This window comes from Peribacillus sp. NPDC096447, from assembly GCF_044762725.1.
Classification (GTDB): Bacteria; Bacillota; Bacilli; order Bacillales; family DSM-1321; genus Peribacillus.
In genome coordinates, this window is record NZ_JBIWEV010000018.1 from 1 (window position 1) to 17,476 (window position 17,476).

The window sequence follows — 17,476 nt, forward strand, 5'->3', positions numbered from 1 at the left end:
TTCTACCCCAGCTACCGTTATCATATATCGATATAAAAATTGTTCAACCAGAAATATCTGGCTGACCTTATAATACGATCGGGGCAGGATAGTTCTAGAAGCGTAACTTATTCGAACCTTGATTATGACTATTTTTGTATCAAGTTGTTTAATTTACAATAAAGTCGTTTAAAAAATAATGAAGTTGTTTAAAGAATGCGAGTCATTCTTTAAACAATCGGCCAGATTGTGGAGTAAATAAACAAGTGCGCTTTAAGTTTTCTGAAAATTATGGGAGGATATAGAAACTGTGAACATTGTTTTATTATAATTGAATTGCTCCTATAATAAAAAAGAGCGCGCGCTGAATTTAATTTGAAGGAGCAAAGAAATGATTGCAAATCAGCAATTAGTTATAAACAATCTTGAAGAAAAAATAAGAATATTCACTCATGCGGTTAATGGAAAGCTTATCAAAGAAGAAGATTTCGTTTTGGCGAATACAGAAATACCCACTGATACATTCAATGTACTTTTGCCGAAATCTTCACATATAAAAAATGCATTTAATATTAGAAGTAGCATCGAAAATATGTCTCTTAAAGAATATCCCTTTAGTACATGGATTGACTCCCGGTATTTGAACGCTGGCTGGCAAGACCTGATGCAAGAATACAACCTAAAAGAAGCAGAACGTAATGTAATGATGAAACTTGAAAATACTCTTAATGTTGGTCAAAGAAAGTCCCATCAGCTTATGATTACTCATGTGAGAAATTTTGAAGAACTTAAGGAATATAAAGAGGTTTTTATGAGCCTATTTGAAGGTACACCAGAAAAAGATGCGTTAGAAAATTATTTTAATAAGTTTTCTGAAGTAAATTTGGGTTCAGAAATTCAAATGTTTATTGGACGCGTCGGTGAATTAACTGTATCTACTGCTTTACTAATAGATAGCAAAGAAAGTTATGGTATTTATGATGTTATGACAAAAGAATCATTTAGAGGTAAAGGATATGGCAGTGAAATGTTTCAATACCTTCTTACTCAAACAAAAGATAAACAAAAACCCGTTGTCTTACAAGCATCAGAGGATGGGAAAAATATCTATAAGCGCTTTGGGTTTATAGATGTCGGAGAAATGGTTGTATTTGAATAAGGAGTTTTCTTATGAAGTAAAAGGGCGATACATATTAATATGTATCGCCCTTTGAACAAGGTCAATTCAATATAATAGAGGATGGACTTATGTTGAAACTGTTTCTGATGATATATACGAAAAAATTGATGTATTTAAAATGAAGTGTAATTGATTTTATGAATGATACTTCTTTATCCTATAACAAACTACATTGTGAAGGAATGTACTTAAACTAACGGGTGCTTTAGCTTAAGATCGGATCTGTCTTTAAGGCAGCCTTTTTCTTATGGCACTAAAGGGGCAGGTTAGTTCAACAAGGGTGCATACAGAATATGTTATAATTTTAATGTTTTGGAAAAAGATTCCTGTAGGGGTATGGATGGAAGTGAATTTTGGAAATGTGGCAAAAAATTACGCTCAATATAGAAATGACTTACCTGTTGAGTTATTGGAAAGTTTAAAACTTAGAGGAATAGATTTTAACAATAAAAAAGTGGTGGATTTGGTTCTGGGACGGGAGTATTAAGTCGAGTTTTACATAATGAGGGTGCAGCTGTTGTGGGAGTAGAACCTTCAGCAGAATTAATAGAACAAGCGAAAGTAATTGATAAGAGTGAAGGTAATATTATTGAGTATATAAATACATACGCTGAATCTACAACGTTAAATAATGGTTTGTTTGATTATGTAACCGTTTTAAGAGCATGGCACTGGTTTAATCGGGAAAAAACCCTAGATGAAATTAAAAGAATTCTGGCGAAAAAGGGTAAATTGATTGTAATGGATTCAGGGTTTATATCAAAAAGTAAAGTTATAGATGATACAATTCAAATTATTAAAGCACATATGCCAAATGGAGAGTTAAAACCGGCTGGCGCTAAGGCTGAATCAAAACAGTTTATCAATAATTTTCCAGTTGAGTGGTTTAAGGAATGGCAGGAACATAAATTTGACTTAAAAGAAACATTTAAGTTCAATTACACAGTATCTTTTACAAATGAAGACTGGTGTGGAAGAGTTGGTTCTCTATCTTGGCTTTCAGGATTTACAGAAAATCAACGAAATGAAATACTTGATGAAATCTATACTCATTTAGTAAAAGAATATGGAGACATTCAACATAATATCCAACATGGATGCTTTATAACTATATTGAACGGGTGCGTTAGCTGAAGATCGGAGCTGTCTTTAAGACAGCTCTTTCTTTATGCCTATATCGGGGCAGGTTAGTTGAAGAGTACTGTTTAATCTTTGTTCAACAATTGGGCCAGAGTGTTGAGTAAAGAAATGGTTGTTTTATGTTAAACTAAAAGAAAGGTAGGATTAGTTAATAAAGGTAAAAAGTGTAAAGTTATAGCGTTTTAGACTAGGTTTCTATGAAAGGTGGGCATATAAGACATGTCATATCAAGTCCTAACAGATTCTGACGTTTTGAGATTGACTAGAATGAAACCCGTCATTGAGGCAATTGAGCGCGTTTTTCGTGAACAAGCAAATGCAACCCTTGTTTCACCACCTCGATTTCAATTGGAGACGGAAAATGGAAACTTGGTTTTCACTGCTGGCGCCGCAACGGAGACTGAAAAAGTTATAGGCTTTCGAGTTTACGATACCTATTCAAACGATCATTCGGGTCACGAACAACTGGTATCTGTGTTTGATTCCGTGACAGGTGTATTCAAAGGCGTTATTATTGGCAATTCACTTGGTGCCCTTCGCACGGGCGCAATTGGGGGAGCTGCTATTAATGCCATGTCTCGGTCAGATGCAGAACAGCTAGCGATAATTGGAACAGGTATACAAGCTCGTACTCAGTTAGAAGCAGCTATAGCTATTCGTGATATTAAAAGGGTTCTGGTTTACAGTCGTAATGATATAAATCGAAAGAAGTTTGCCGAAGTAATGTCTGAAAAACTTGATTTGGATATAATTCCTATGGATTCACCCAAAAAGTGTGTGGAGAAGGCAGATATCATCATCTGTGCTACAAATAGTCGTTCACCAGTGATTGATGCGGATTGGTTAAAACCGGGTGTACATATCAATACTGTTGGACCAAAATCGATGAATGGACATGAGTTGCCCATAGAAGTAGCTGGTAAAAGCTCCGTAATTAGTACAGATTCCCTTGAACAGTTACGTGCCTATTCAACACCTCACTTTTTAGCCAATACTCCTTATGAACAGAATATTGTACAGCTTTCGGACATCGTAACTGGAAAAACACCGGGCAGAACTTCAATCAATGATGTTACATTGTTTTGTTCCGTGGGACTTTCTGGCACTGAAGTGGTTGTTGCAAATGAGATTATGAAAATGGCAGAAAAGTTAGCGAGGATTTGAAATGTCACAAACCTATATGGTTTGAGGAATCTTCTTCGCTTTTCTTATAGAACTAACGGGTGCTTTAGCTGAAGATCGGAGCTGTCTTTAAGGCAGCTCTTTCTTTATGGAACTATCGGGGCAGGATAGGTTAATAAATCCAATTAAATATTATAAGGGCATGTTTTGATTAATCTTTTATCAAAACATGCTCTTTCTATTTGTTCATTTATCAAGATTACTTATATTAATTTGATTAAACAGTTTCAAAGCTACACCTATATAGGAAGTGCATTTATTATTATATCGTATAACTTTATAGTAATTCAGTATTTTACTAAATCATTAAAAAATGATACAGTATTTTCTATATTTATAATTTTTTTACATTGGAGGTTATCTATGAAATATGCAGAAACAATTTTTTAAAGCTATTTCTTCTTTCTCATTCAATAGTCAAAAAAGAAAGGAATTATCTATTAATTGATAAAATGTGTGATGATGCTATTAATCTTTCGTTCAGGGAGGACAACCTATGAAAAAGTTTTTTGCTTTTCAAGTGTTAATTGCATTGTTTATTGGAGCACTTATCGGACATTTTTTTCCTGAACTTGGCCAATCCTTAAGACCAATTGGCGACGCTTTTATTCATCTCATTAAAATGATTGTTGTGCCTATTGTTTTTACTACTATTGTCATTGGGTCATCAGGCGATGGAAACATGAAAAAAATGGGTTCATTAGGACTTAAAACTATTATTTGGTTTGAATTTATTACCACTCTGATTCTAGGTCTTGGTCTTTTACTTGTTAATATTTTAAAGCCTGGTGCTGGCCTTAATTTGTCCCATCTCGCCCAGAAAGATATCACACAATTAAATGAAAGCGTTACCAAGGTTGTCGATTTTAAAACGATGCTTGTTAACATCATTCCAAGCAACATTGTTGATGCGATGGCAAAAAGTGACTTATTAGCTGTTATATTCTTCGCTATTTTATTCGGTGCAGCTGCTGGAGCAATTGGCAAAAAGTCAGAGCCGGCAATGAAGTTTATGGAATCTGTTGCAAATATTATGTTTAAACTGACACAAATGGTCATGGTAACCGCACCGATTGGTGTACTCTCTCTCATGGCAGCCTCTGTAGGTCAGTATGGTATTGCCCTTTTAATCCCGATGGCAAAGTTGATTGCGGTTGTGTATCTTGGGCTTGCGATTGTTATTTTCGTTCTGTTTCCAATAATTGCTTGGTTCTTGAAGATTTCTTACTTTAAAGTGTTTCGAATGGTATGGGATTTGTTCCTTATCGCTTTTTCTACAACAAGTACGGAAACCATTCTGCCTCAGTTAATGGATCGAATGGAAGCATACGGTTGTTCGAAACGTGTTGTTTCATTCGTTATTCCTTCTGGGCTATCACTGAATTGTGATGGTTCGACATTGTACCTTTCTGTTTGCTCTATTTTCCTAGCACAGGCATATGGCATCCCAATGGATTTTGGCCAACAGTTGATTGTAATGGGGGTTCTTCTTGCAACCTCAAAAGGAATTGCTGCTGTTCCGTCCGGTTCGCTAGTTGTCCTTTTAGCTACCGCCTCAGCAGTAGGGCTTCCTGCAGAAGGCGTCGCAATTATAGCAGGCATTGACCGTGTGCTGGATATGGCACGTACAGCTTGTAATACTCCTGGACATGTTCTCGCTTGTATTGTGGTTTCGAAGTGGGAAAAAGAGTTCCGTCAGGAAGAATGGATTAAAACTCAAACCGAACAGTCAAGCATTCAGGCATAAGATTAAGATAAAAGGACCACACATGTTTTTGTTGTTCTCCGTCAAATGTTGAGGTGATGGTCTTCGGACCTCACCCTTTTCAATGTGAATCCTCTTCCTTTTAAACTTTTGGGCTAATAAAACCTTTTCTCAAAAGCACTCAAACCTGAAACCAAATGCATTCCCTTTAGGTACTTTGCTCGAATGTTCATTCTGTGGGTTTAAAATAAAATTCGACCGTAACAAAGTTTAACCGTTTGTAATAAGGTTGCACCATTTTGAAAAAAGTTTAACCGAAAGTATATATTGATGTTGGTTTTTTCTTAGGGAACTAAAGGGGCAGGTTAGTTCAACAAGCTTTAATTAAGAGTATTCCGATTTCAAACTTATTTAGAGCAAGGTTATTTCTTGCTTTTTTCTTTGTGTTTTAAAGTTGCTTTTTATTCAAAAAGGGTATTTTTGGTTGAAAAATTATACTTTTAGTGTAAAATTACACTAAAAAGGAGTATTTAGTATATATGGAAAAAGAAGAATTCATCAATTTAATATCAGAAAAAATGAAACTTGTCCGAACAGAACAAAGTTTTACTCAAGATAAGATGTCTGAAATTCTAGGGATTTCAAAAAAAACACTAGTTCAAATTGAAAAAAGAAGAACAGAAGCCAATTGGACCACCGTTGTTGCATTTTGTGCTTTGTTTAATCATAGCCAATTGTTGATATCATCAATTGGTGACAATCCAGTTGATTTTGTTCAGTTAATTGCTAGCAAAAATGGTGGTACGCCTAAAGAAAAAACAATGGGTGGTAAGATATGGTGGAAAGAGGTCGAGTATAGAGGGGATTTTCGTTTGCAACAAAATTTGATTAGTAACCATTACCGTATATTAGATCAATATGATTATCGTTGGCATAGTTCTTTTGATAAAGAAGAGAGTTTAAGTCGTTTAAATGAATTACAAGAGGTGGGGACTATCGAGATAGACAAAGGTATAGGGATATATGAAGAATAAGACCTCAACCTATAATAGTCTTCGGCTGTCCAAGTTTTCCATGTAACCTATATATTTGTTCTATTTATAAATATACAAAGAGAGGTGACAATATGAGAAAAATAGTAAGTGGTATTCTAATAGTCTGTTTATACTGTTTTCCTTTTGTTTATTTTTCAATGCACCAAGATTTTGCTAACCGTTCAATGCTTGGCTATTTAATTATGATTGTAGTAACTTCACTTCTTGCTTTCTTCGGCAAACTCGTTAGTAATTCAATCTTTCTTATTATTGGTAATATATTATCTGTAATAATTTCATTTTATTTTATCAGCGAGATGACAGGGAACGAACGATGGGGTGGCTATTTTAAGCCACTAACTCCATATCAATTATTAATCTTGGTTAGTTTTTTGAATTTGATTCCTCAGTTCTTCGCTATAAAGTTAGCTAGAAACAAAAATAAAGTTAAATATTAATCGGGCAGGATTGTTTAATAAGGGATTAATATTTTGATAATTCATTTTAGAAATGCGAGGGGATTTAAATATGAAAGATAAAAAGTATTCTTGGATAAGCTTTACTTCATTTGGATTAGGAGTATTCTTGATTTTACATCCCCTTTTAACCAATATATATCCAAAATTCTTTATGGTAATTCAATATATTGGCATCACATTAACAATTATTTTGAGTGTTATAGCTTTACTTAAAAAGAATGAGAAGAAACCTTTAGCAATAATAGGTTTAATTATGGCAATCATTATGATGATATTTGTTGGCATTCTCTTATATATATCCTTTAATAAATATAGCCCTTATTAACTTTGCCTTTGTTTTTACGCAATCGGGGGCGATTGCAGAAAAGTGTAATTTTGCTTTACTTGATTTCAGGAGCTGTTCAGCAGCTCCTTTTATTATGGAACTAAAGGGGCAGAATAGCTGTATAATCGATTCTAAAAAAAGGAAGGTTAAATATGCTTTTTCACATTATCGTTGGGTTTATTTTTCCTTGGATTTTAGGTGCTTATTTGGTTAGGAATCAGACAAAGCTATTTATAATTTTTTATCCAATTGGTGTAGCAATAAGTATTTTAATAAATGAAATGGGTTTTAACTACTTTTGGAGGATGGATATAGTATTTCAAGAATCATCTTTAACTGGAATTCCGTATGATTTAGGTCTTTATCCTATACTTGGTTGTTTATTTATTTGTGTTATTCACTATAAAAAAATGTCTATTCTTATTACATTTTTAGTTTTTACTTTAGTGACAACCTTTGGAGAGTACATACTAGTATGTCTAGAAAAAATAGTATACAGGAATGAATGGAATATCATTTGGACTGGTGTTAGTTATTTATTTGCTTATTCAATTTTTTATTTTTACTACAAATTAGTTCGTAAGTTTATTTTATTAAATTAATGGGTGCTTTTAACCTTAGTCGCTGTAAGTCATATCATCAGCGAACCGGATATTATTCATTTAGTTCTAATGTTGACCGAACACACGAAAATGACCCCATATCAACTTTTTAGGTTTGATACAGGGCATTTGCAATAGTTGCATTTTGACAATTTTGACATCTGAAATTAGTATGCCACGAAACTACAGTAATAATCAAAAACCTTTTACACACGAAAAATCCCCCGTGTACTGTGGGAAGTACCACTAGAGGAAATCTCACGAAGGCTATATGTGAATGACTGATTATATCTATATGTCCATTGTGAGAAATGGGTGACCATAGTAGTGATAAAAATCGCTGACGGTTTTATAACAACCGCAGACGGAACCATTATGGATCATATTTTTATCTGTGGAATTTGATACCCTTAACTTTAACTATTTTCTGTTACCGTAAATTTTTAAAACTTGTACCAACTACTTTAAAATAATATATATGATTAGCTGTTTTTTAGGACGACTTTTTTATTTATTTATTATTAAGATTGTGAAAGAGTGTACTTAAACTAACGGGTGCGTTAGCTTATGATCGGATCTGTCTCTTGTGAAACTAACGGGGCAGGTAGTTCCATAGGAATGCTATTATAAGACCTAACGGGCCTTTTTAAAAGAGGAAAACAGGCCTATAAGGTAAGGTATGATCTTCACTAAACTCAAATGTAGTTTCCTTCTTTTTCACAGAAAGTTAAAGGGAGATAGTGTCTGTTATATATATCCATTGACAATCATTATCATTGTAGATAGTATATTGATGTTATTCGATAGTAGTGTAAGTGCTTACAAAGATAATATTTACAATTTCATATGTAGAAAATAGGTGTCGAATGAAGCTTTAAAAAGTTTTATTTGCTTAATAGGGAAGTCGGTTTAATTCCGGCACGGACCCGCCACTGTGTTGGGAAGCAGTATGTTGCTGTTAGCTTTCAGAAAAAACCACTGGGATATACCTGGGAAGGACTGGAAGTAGTGCCCTGAGTCAGGAGACCTGCCTATTTAAACATCGCTGTTAGACCTACGGGATTTTTAGGGAGGTGGTTAGTATGCTGATAATCATATGTCTGTACGTATGTCATCTATTGCTGGATGGCCAAATGTTTAGGCACCCTATTTCTTTATCACTAAAAGCATTTCTGACCTCTATAAATAGTCAGAAATGCTTTTTTGTTTTTAGTAATTATATAGGGGGAAGAAAATGGTAGAAAATTGGAATGTCCAACGAAAATTAGGAATATGGATGGTTCTCGCAGTTTGTATTCTAGCGCTTATCGGATGTGCAGGAACAGAAGAAACATCAATAAACAAAGGTACAAAAGAAGAATCTTCAGATAAAAAGGCAACTTTAGCTTTCTCGTGGAGTCCAGCAAGCCTTGATCCACATGGTAGTGATAGCTGGGAGGTCATGCGTTCTGGAACAGCGGAAACATTAATTAAACTTAATGAGGAATTAGAGCCTACAGCTTGGCTAGCAAAATCATGGAAACAAGAAAATGACACAACGTGGGTGTTTCAATTACAAGATAATGTAACTTTCCATAATGGAAAAGTAATGGATGCTTCAAGCGTGAAAGAATCATTACTGCGCTCTATGCATAAAGATCAAAGAGCGAAGGGTCTATTGCAAATTAAGTCTATGGAAGCAGTATCAGATACTGAATTGAAAATTGAAACTATACAACCGAATGCGGCTTTAATAGCGTCTTTAGCTGACCCGTCGACAATCATTGTAGACGTAGCGACTATAGATGCCAAAGATAGCTATCCTGCTTTTACAGGAGCATTTAAAATTAAACAATTTAATCAAGATGAATCACTTATTGTTGAAAGATATGAAGATTATTGGGGAGAAAAAGCAATATTATCTGAAGTGACCATTAAATTTATCGCTGATGCCAATACGAGATTAATGGCCTTACAATCTGGAGATGTAGACGGAGCAACCGATATTTCTGTCGATAATATTGCTGTTTTAGAGAAGAATAAAAAATTTGAAGTGCTAACAGCTACTTCATTGAGAACACATATGCTGATGTACAATATGGAATCTCCACTATTTAAAGAGTTGGCATTGAGAAAAGTCGTAGATATGTCGATTCCACGTGAAGAGATTGTAAGTTCTGTCATGAAAGGGCAAGGGACTGTAGCGCATAGTCCATTTTCTCCTGTATTACAGTTTGGTAAAGTGGAAAATAAAGAAGAAACTGAATCTGTCAATCAATTAATGCAGCGAGAAGGTTGGAAGAAAAATGCTAAAGGTATGTGGGAAAAAGAAGGAAAGCCATTTGAAGCGACATTATTAACGTTTCCACAGCGTCCAGAATTAACAGTAATGGCAGAGGTAATCCAGAATAAATTATTAGCTGAGGGAATGAAAGTCAATATCCGTCAAGTAGAAAATATCGATGATACATTAGCGAATGAGGATTGGGATTTATCGATGTACAGTATGTTGACGGCACACACGGGTGATCCTCAATACTTCTTAGAAATATTTTACCGACCTAATAGTGAATCAAATGTAAGTAAATATTTGTCTCCTTCAGTCGATCGAATGATTAGTCAGCTAAGTCAAACAACTGATTTTGATGAGCGTAATCAATTAGCTATCGGAATACAAGAGGAAATTAATGAAGATATTCCGCATTCATATATCGTTTTTCCAAATACAGTATTTGCTGTTAAAGACGGTTTAAAAGGATTTGTAGCTCATCCAATTGAGTATTACTATAATCATTCGCAAATTGATGTGGAATAATGATTAGGTTTTTAATAGAACATCTGATTCAATTAGTTCTTGTCATTTTTTGTGTAGCTACGCTTACTTTTTTACTTTTAAGGTTATCGCCTGGAGATCCAGCTATGATTATGTTAAAAACGAATGATGTTCCTGCATCAAACGAAGCGTTGGATTCATTAAGAACAGAGCTAGGAATAACGGAATCAATAGGGAGTCAATATATACAATGGTTAAAGGATGTTTTTACTGGGCGGTGGGGTAATTCCTATGTTTCTAAAAAGCCGGTAGTAAATGAATTATTTGAGAGATTACCGGCTACTTTAGAACTAGCAGGCGCTAGTTTATTAGTTATGCTAGCCATTACTTTTATTTTGGGAATTTCAACAGCAATCTATTCAGAGGGATTATTAGATAAAATCGGCAGACTTATGGCTCTTTTAGGTTCCGCAGTTCCTTCTTTTTTGCTTGGATTTTTATTCATTTATTTATTTTCTGTTCAATATGGCGTGCTTCCTTCTATGGGGCGTAGTACGTGGCAACATCTTGTTTTACCCGCACTAACACTGGGGTTAGGGTTGGGAACAGTTTACGCTCGAGTTTTACGTACGAATATGTTGGATATGATGAATCAGAATTTTGTCAAAGCTGCTAGAGCAAGAGGGATGTCAAAGAGACGAATATTAGTTTTTCAAGTGTTTAAGCATGCTTTATTGTCCATTGTGACGATGATAGGGACAAGTTTTGCGTTTATGTTAGGTGGAAGTATTATTGTAGAATCCATTTTCTCTTGGCCGGGTTTGGGTCGATATATTATTGAGTCGATAAATATACGCGATTATCCAGTCATTCAAGGCTATGCTATTTTCGCGTCCATTCTATTTGTTGCTATTCATACGATTGTAGATTTCATTTATGTTCTAGTAGATCCGCGGTTAAGAGTTCGTTAGGAGGAAGATTATTTCATGCAGAAGGTGCTGTATCGGTTAGATATAAACTTAATAGTAGGGATCGGATTACTTATGCTGATCTTTTTCGTGGGAATCTTTGCCCCCTGGATTTCTCCTCATGATCCTATAGCTGTTAATCTAGCTAATAGACTATCTTCTCCAAGTTGGATGTATCCATTTGGCACCGATCATTTAGGTCGGTGCATTTTATCCCGAATTATTTATGGAATTAGAATAAGTGTGACAGCTGCTTTTCTCATTATGTTGTTTACTTTAATGATTAGCATCCCAATTGGGCTAGTAACAGGATATGTACGCGGTAAAACGGATCATATTTTTATGCGAATGATTGATAGTACGTTAGCTATTCCTGATATTGTCCTCACCATTACGATTGTCGGTTTGTTAGGACCTGGATTTATAAATATGATTATTGCCATCATTATCGTTCGTTGGGCGAATTATGTTCGCTTCATTCGTAGTCTCGTGATTAAAGTTTGTAAAGAAGATTATATATTATCAGCACGCATGTCAGGAAATACTCATCCGCGTATTATGCAACGTTATATTCTCCCGCAAATTTTTACACCCGTTCTTGTTTTTAGTGCATTAGATATGGGGAAAATCGTTCTTGCTATTGCAGGACTTTCTTTTTTAGGGTTAGGAATTCAGCCACCAACTCCTGAATGGGGGTCGATGTTGCGTGATGCAACGGCTTATTTTCAAATTGCTCCACATGTAATATTTTTTCCGGGATTAGCCATTTTATTTTTCGTATTAGCATGCCAATTAATTAGTGATCGATTTAGAAAATTAGATTCTACTACTCATAAAGAGGTGTAAGATGAAGGCAAACATAGATCCTTTATTAAGTATGGAACATGTAGAAATTTCTTATCAAGATGCAGGAAAGTGGAAAACAATTGTCCATGATATATCGTTTCAGTTATTTCCTGGTGAAATGGTTGCTCTTACTGGCCTAAGTGGTTGTGGAAAAAGTTTAACCGCACATGCATTGGTTGGACTGTTAGACAAAGGATTTCGTGTGACGAATGGGCAAATCATATACAAGAATGAAAATATTCTTGAGTTTGATGAAAGACGTTTAGAACAGCTTCGTCGTGATGAAATCGCATTATTGATTCAACATTCATTAAATGGATTAAACCCTATTCAAACGGTGAAAAAGCAAATGGTCGAAACAGTAAAGCTAAAGAAAAAGTGGGACAAAAACGATATGCAAATCTCACTACTTTCTTTATTAAAACAAGTTGGTTTGCTTGATTCAGAGCAGATTTTATCTTCATATCCTTTTGAATTAAGTGGGGGAATGCGACAACGAGTATTATTAGCAATGATGTTAAGTTTACAACCAAAGATATTTATTGCAGATGAACCAACGACTGCTCTTGATGTAATCAATCGTGAAAAGGTTTTAGCGTTACTTAAGCAGCTGCAAGAGGAATTGAATTTGACGATTCTACTCATTTCTCATGATGATAAAAGTGTTAAAAAATATGCGAATCGTGTGATTCAAATGGATCAAGGAGGAATCGTCCTTTGACCCTTCTTGAGTTATGTAATGTTACTAAAGAATATCCTATAAGATCGAGAAAATCATCGTGGTTTGGAAGGAAGAAGAGTTTTACAGCTGTTAATCAAGTCAATTTAACGTTGTCAAAGGGGGAAAGTCTAGGACTTATTGGTGAAAGTGGTAGTGGTAAAAGTACGATAGCCAAGTTGATTATGAATGTAGAACCTATCACGTCTGGTCAGATTTTATTAAATGGTCAATCTATTAGTGGCAATCCAATGAAGGATATTCAGCTATATAAGCGGCTGCAAATGGTCTTACAAGATTCCTCTGCATCTTTGCATCCGAAAATGAATGTACAAGAAATTCTAACGGAACCGATTCGAAACTATTTTCCTAAGGAAAAAAATGGGGAGGCCCAATGTATTGAACTGCTAGAGTTAGTGGATTTGGATGCTACATATTTATCCAGATATCCTGACCAATTAAGTGGAGGTCAAAAGCAACGAGTTTGTATCGCTAAAGCGTTAGCAGTAAAGCCGGATATTATCATTTTTGATGAATCAATAGCTAGCTTAGACTCTACTTCACAAACTTCTATTGTGAACATGCTACAACGTATTCAAAAGCAAGAACAATTATCTTATTTATTTATTACCCATGATTTACAATCCACTCAACAACTGTGTGATCGAGTAGCGGTCATGTATCAGGGAGAGCTTATCGAAACATTTAATCGATGGGACGTTGAGCAGCTTAAACATCCTTATTCCCGTTTACTATTTAAAACGCTAGATGGATAGAGATAAAATTTTAATAGGAAGCAATCAAATAAAAGAACTAGATAACGACAAGATTGCATGTGAAAGATAATTACATATTGTATTGGAAATCCACACAAAATATGGCCTTTTGATTGTGCATAGTTTTAAAACCAAACATTCAAATTAAATTGAAAAAATGCCCTTCTTCAACTAAAGGGTGCATTTGCTGAAGATTGAAGCCTGTTTTAAGGCAGTTTTTCTTCTTTAGCTAACAGGTGTTATTGCTTAAATCTACTAATCTAGTATAATAGTTCTTCTTTTGTCTATACTGTCTATTAATATGGTATAGATTGGAGAGAAACAAATATGATTTTAACTGATGTATGGGGTTTATATAAGGCAGATAAGCAAATCCAGGGTTATTCTCCACAAACATTAAAGGCCTATTACGTCCAATTTAACTTGTTGGTGAATAGTTTTGGAAATATATCCATTCAAGAACTTTCAACTAATTCTCTTAAAGTTTATCTCGGAAAAGCAGCTGAAAAGCTTAAGCCATCCAGTCTGGGTCACAGAATTCGATTTATTAAATCTTTATTTAGATGGGCTCAGGATGAAAATTTAATTAATGGAAATCCTGCTTCCAAAATCAAGGAACCAAAATTAGAATTAAGGGTTCCAAAATACTTGTCTGAAGAAGAAATTGAACATTTGCGGGAAGCTTGTCATACAACATTCGAGAATGCTTTATTTGAGTTTATGTATTCAACAGGATGCAGAATTGGTGAAGCAATAACTTTAGATAGGGCCTCAATCAACTTCTCTAATCAATCAGCAATCGTATTAGGTAAAGGACATAAAGAACGAGAAGTATATTTCAATACTCGTTGTGAAATATGGTTGAAGCGATATTTAAATGAGCGAAAAGATCATGAGGAAGCACTATTTGTGACAACACGTGCACCCCATCGAATGAGTATATCTCAAGCGAGAAACATTATAAAACTGGTAGCAAAGAGAACGGACATTAAAAAGAGCATTCATCCCCACCAGCTTAGACATAGTTATGCCACAAATTTATTAAATAATGGAGCCCCACTAGAAGTGATTCAAAATTTAATGGGTCATGAAAAAAGTGAAACCACAAAAATTTATGCATATCTAAGTGGTGCAATGCGGAGAGACTTGTATAGAAAGTATTTTTAAGGGACCAAGGGTCCTTTTTTATTTTGTTCTTAAGGGGCAGCATTCCTGTAATAACTGAAAATGAGGTTTGAACGAAAAAAGACCTCTTGATAAGATGAATGTGTCCTAAGCTGGCCAGCTAAAAAGGACAAAAACATCTATTGGAGGTCTCACAATGAATTATAACCAAAATCATAAAATCTCTCAAATTACTTCTAAAACCTAAATTATCGGAGTAGATATCGCCAAGCAAAATCATGTCGCGAGAGCACAGGATTTTAGAGGATTGGAACTGGGTAAAACGTGTTTCTTTGAAAATACGAAAGCAGGATTTCATTCGTTTCTAGTATTGGATTAACCAACTTGTTAAAGGGCGTAAGCTACATCAAGTGATTGTCGGCATGGAGCCAACCGGTCACTACTGGTTAAATCTAGCTCATCTTCTAAAAGAGAATAATATTAAGTTCGTATCTGTCAATCCACTACATGTTAAAAGAAGTAAAGAATTAGACGATAATTCACCTACAAAGAATGACGTGAAAGATGCAAAAGTCATCGCACAGTTAGTCAAAGACGGAAGATACGCCGAACCAACAATTCCAGAAGGAATTTATGCAGAACTCCGAGTGGCAAAAAAACTTCGCGATCTGCTCAATGTTGACTTACAGGTCGTTCAGGGACAAGTTCATAACTGGCTTGATCGTTATTTTCCCGAATTTTTGACGGTGTTCAAAAGTTGGGAAGGCAAGGCAGCTATTCATTTTCTAAAGCTAGAATCCTTGCCACATGAACTTGTAAAGTATACGGATGAAGAGCTCTTACTTTCCTTAAGACAAGTGGTAAAACGCAGTATAGGCTTAAAGAAGATACGAGCACTTAAAGAAGCAGCCAATCGTTCGATTGGTATTCGTCAAGGGTCAGCTATGGCGAAATTAGAGTTGAGAACTTTATTAGAGAAGTATGATTTTATTCAATTAAAATTCGAAAAATTAGATCATCAATTAGATCATTTATTAGATCATATCCCAGGTGTCACACAGATGTTAGAGATGTCAGGGATCGGTCGAGATACAGTAGCAGGGTTTTTCGCAGAGGTCGGCGACCTCAGAGACTATCAACATCCTCGCCAAATCGTAAAATTAGCAGGTTTAAGTTTAAAAGAAAACACATCCGGAAAGCACAAAGGTCAGACCAAGATTACCAAACGGGGACGAAAGAAATTGAGGGCTCTCTTATTCCGGGCAGCCATGATACTGGTGGCAAAGAACAAGGCTTTTAAAGCTCTTCATATATATTACACAACACGTTCTCACAATCCCTTAAAGAAAATGCAATCTCTGATAGCCTTGTGTAACAAGCTTATTCGAATTCTGTTTTCAATAGGTAAAAAACAATTTAGGTTTCAAGAAGACAAGATGTTAAAGGATATCCCTCATATGGAAACATTTGTAGTACATCAAACAGTCGCATAGTTCATCGAATTTTAAGGTTACACCGGTCATTTAATTAACACTCATTTAAAAGTGAAGCACGGATTAGTCGGCAAAGCAACTAACGTGAGGGCTTAGATCCTGTGGGGCAGCATGACCGACATCCACCTCATGGAAAGGTTGAACGAAGGAATGTAGGAGCATCGACTCTGTGAGACATGGGAGGGTTGACCTCCATGAGACATGTGGACATCCTAAAGTGCGATCATAACATTGCTTAAACCAATTTTTTCCTATGATTGGCTAGTTTAGCATACACTTTTTTCGATAAATCCTTATCCTTTAGGAGTAATGCTGATCTTACAAAGATAATGGTTAATGATATGGCTATGAAATCCTAAGAATTCTAGAGCAATCGTGAGATTGTGTTTAGTTTATTGAGGGAGGTTAGTTCTATAAGAAACCTAATTACATTTATGGTATTATATGTAATAAAAATACATAAGAGCCTAACAAGGGGGAGTTATTAATGTTTCCAATATTAGAGACAGAAAGATTAAAACTAAGAGAAATAAAAAAAGATGATGCAGAAGGTATTTTTGCTTGTTTTTCTAACAACGATGTAACACGTTATTATGGACAAGAAACATTACATAGTATAGAACAAGCAGAGAAGTTCGTTGATTTCTTTTCAAAAAACTACAATGAAAAAAGAGGCATACGCTGGGGGATTGAAAGAAAAGAGACCAAAGGTATAATTGGAACAATTGGCTTTAATGCTTGGTTGCCTAAACATAAAAGAGCAGAAATAGGGTACGAAATCCATCCAGAGCAGTGGAGAAAAGGATATGCTTCAGAAGCAATATCTAAAGTTCTTTCATATGGCTTTGATGTTATGGATTTAACTCGTATAGGTGCTGTTGTATTTATTGACAATGAAGCATCAAATAATTTACTAACTAAAATTGGTTTTCAAAAAGAGGGAGTTTTGAAGAAATATATGTATCAAAATGGTAAAGCACACGATACCTATGTCTATTCATTATTTGACAGTAATAAGTAATTAAAGTTCTTCAGCCAACAGGTGCGTTAGTTTAACAAAGGGTTGCTGCGGCAACCTTTTTCTTATGGAACTAAACCAGCTAATAGTTAGTCAACATTTTTCAATGAAAACTTAAAATATTTCATGCTATACTAAATTTGTGCATGCCAAA

The 17,476-nt window shown here is 35.0% G+C and carries 16 protein-coding genes, 1 pseudogene and 1 riboswitch; all 17 genes and pseudogenes read left to right on the forward strand.

Going from position 1 to position 17,476, the window contains the following annotated elements; all coding sequences use genetic code 11:
• Positions 1–370: 370 nt before the first annotated feature.
• The 17 genes and pseudogenes from ACIQZD_RS25780 (at position 371) to ACIQZD_RS25860 (ending at position 17,325) form a co-directional block, all read left to right on the forward strand.
• Positions 371–1,138 carry a GNAT family N-acetyltransferase gene (locus ACIQZD_RS25780; RefSeq protein ID WP_402907631.1) on the forward strand — a complete coding sequence of 256 codons (768 nt, stop codon included), beginning with the start codon at positions 371–373 and terminating at the stop codon, positions 1,136–1,138.
• Positions 1,139–1,499: 361 nt separating this feature from the next.
• A complete protein-coding gene (locus ACIQZD_RS25785; RefSeq protein WP_402907634.1) occupies positions 1,500–1,646 on the forward strand; it encodes a hypothetical protein in 147 nt (48 codons plus the stop codon).
• 32 nt (positions 1,647–1,678) lie between these two features.
• Positions 1,679–2,293, forward strand: coding sequence for a class I SAM-dependent methyltransferase (locus ACIQZD_RS25790; RefSeq protein ID WP_402907637.1), 615 nt, complete (start codon positions 1,679–1,681; stop codon positions 2,291–2,293).
• Positions 2,294–2,518: 225 nt separating this feature from the next.
• Complete coding sequence (locus ACIQZD_RS25795; RefSeq protein ID WP_402907640.1) at positions 2,519–3,463, forward strand: ornithine cyclodeaminase family protein; 945 nt, start codon at positions 2,519–2,521, stop codon at positions 3,461–3,463.
• 514 nt (positions 3,464–3,977) lie between these two features.
• On the forward strand, positions 3,978–5,228 hold the full coding sequence (locus tag ACIQZD_RS25800; RefSeq protein ID WP_402907643.1) for a dicarboxylate/amino acid:cation symporter: 1,251 nt from the start codon (positions 3,978–3,980) through the stop codon (positions 5,226–5,228).
• Positions 5,229–5,725: 497 nt separating this feature from the next.
• Positions 5,726–6,220, forward strand: coding sequence for a helix-turn-helix transcriptional regulator (locus ACIQZD_RS25805; protein ID WP_402907646.1), 495 nt, complete (start codon positions 5,726–5,728; stop codon positions 6,218–6,220).
• A gap of 92 nt (positions 6,221–6,312) precedes the next feature.
• Positions 6,313–6,678: a hypothetical protein gene (locus ACIQZD_RS25810; RefSeq protein WP_402907649.1), complete on the forward strand. Its 366-nt coding sequence runs from the start codon at positions 6,313–6,315 to the stop codon at positions 6,676–6,678.
• 70 nt (positions 6,679–6,748) lie between these two features.
• A complete protein-coding gene (locus ACIQZD_RS25815; RefSeq protein WP_402907652.1) occupies positions 6,749–7,024 on the forward strand; it encodes a hypothetical protein in 276 nt (91 codons plus the stop codon).
• A gap of 152 nt (positions 7,025–7,176) precedes the next feature.
• On the forward strand, positions 7,177–7,626 hold the full coding sequence (locus tag ACIQZD_RS25820) for a hypothetical protein (protein ID WP_402907655.1): 450 nt from the start codon (positions 7,177–7,179) through the stop codon (positions 7,624–7,626).
• Between the two features lie 840 nt (positions 7,627–8,466).
• A riboswitch (cobalamin riboswitch) is annotated at positions 8,467–8,675 on the forward strand.
• 185 nt (positions 8,676–8,860) lie between these two features.
• A complete protein-coding gene (locus tag ACIQZD_RS25825; protein WP_402907658.1) occupies positions 8,861–10,420 on the forward strand; it encodes an ABC transporter substrate-binding protein in 1,560 nt (519 codons plus the stop codon).
• The gene (gene nikB / locus ACIQZD_RS25830; RefSeq protein ID WP_402907661.1) at positions 10,420–11,349 is read left to right on the forward strand and encodes a nickel ABC transporter permease; all 930 of its coding nucleotides are present in this window, start codon (positions 10,420–10,422) and stop codon (positions 11,347–11,349) included. The genes ACIQZD_RS25825 and nikB overlap by 1 nt, the downstream gene beginning before the upstream one ends.
• A 15-nt stretch (positions 11,350–11,364) precedes the next feature.
• Positions 11,365–12,192, forward strand: coding sequence for a nickel transporter permease (gene nikC / locus ACIQZD_RS25835; protein ID WP_402907664.1), 828 nt, complete (start codon positions 11,365–11,367; stop codon positions 12,190–12,192).
• Between the two features lies 1 nt (position 12,193).
• Positions 12,194–12,913 carry an ATP-binding cassette domain-containing protein gene (locus ACIQZD_RS25840; RefSeq protein WP_402907667.1) on the forward strand — a complete coding sequence of 240 codons (720 nt, stop codon included), beginning with the start codon at positions 12,194–12,196 and terminating at the stop codon, positions 12,911–12,913.
• Positions 12,910–13,686: an ABC transporter ATP-binding protein gene (locus ACIQZD_RS25845; RefSeq protein WP_402907670.1), complete on the forward strand. Its 777-nt coding sequence runs from the start codon at positions 12,910–12,912 to the stop codon at positions 13,684–13,686. Before ACIQZD_RS25840 ends, ACIQZD_RS25845 begins: the two co-directional genes overlap by 4 nt.
• 327 nt (positions 13,687–14,013) lie before the next feature.
• A complete protein-coding gene (locus tag ACIQZD_RS25850) occupies positions 14,014–14,853 on the forward strand; it encodes a tyrosine-type recombinase/integrase (RefSeq protein ID WP_053535418.1) in 840 nt (279 codons plus the stop codon).
• A 205-nt stretch (positions 14,854–15,058) separates the two neighbouring features.
• Positions 15,059–16,304, forward strand: a pseudogene (locus ACIQZD_RS25855) (IS110 family RNA-guided transposase).
• A gap of 487 nt (positions 16,305–16,791) precedes the next feature.
• Positions 16,792–17,325, forward strand: a complete 534-nt coding sequence (locus tag ACIQZD_RS25860) for a GNAT family N-acetyltransferase (protein ID WP_402907673.1) — start codon at positions 16,792–16,794, stop codon at positions 17,323–17,325.
• Positions 17,326–17,476 lie beyond the last annotated feature (151 nt).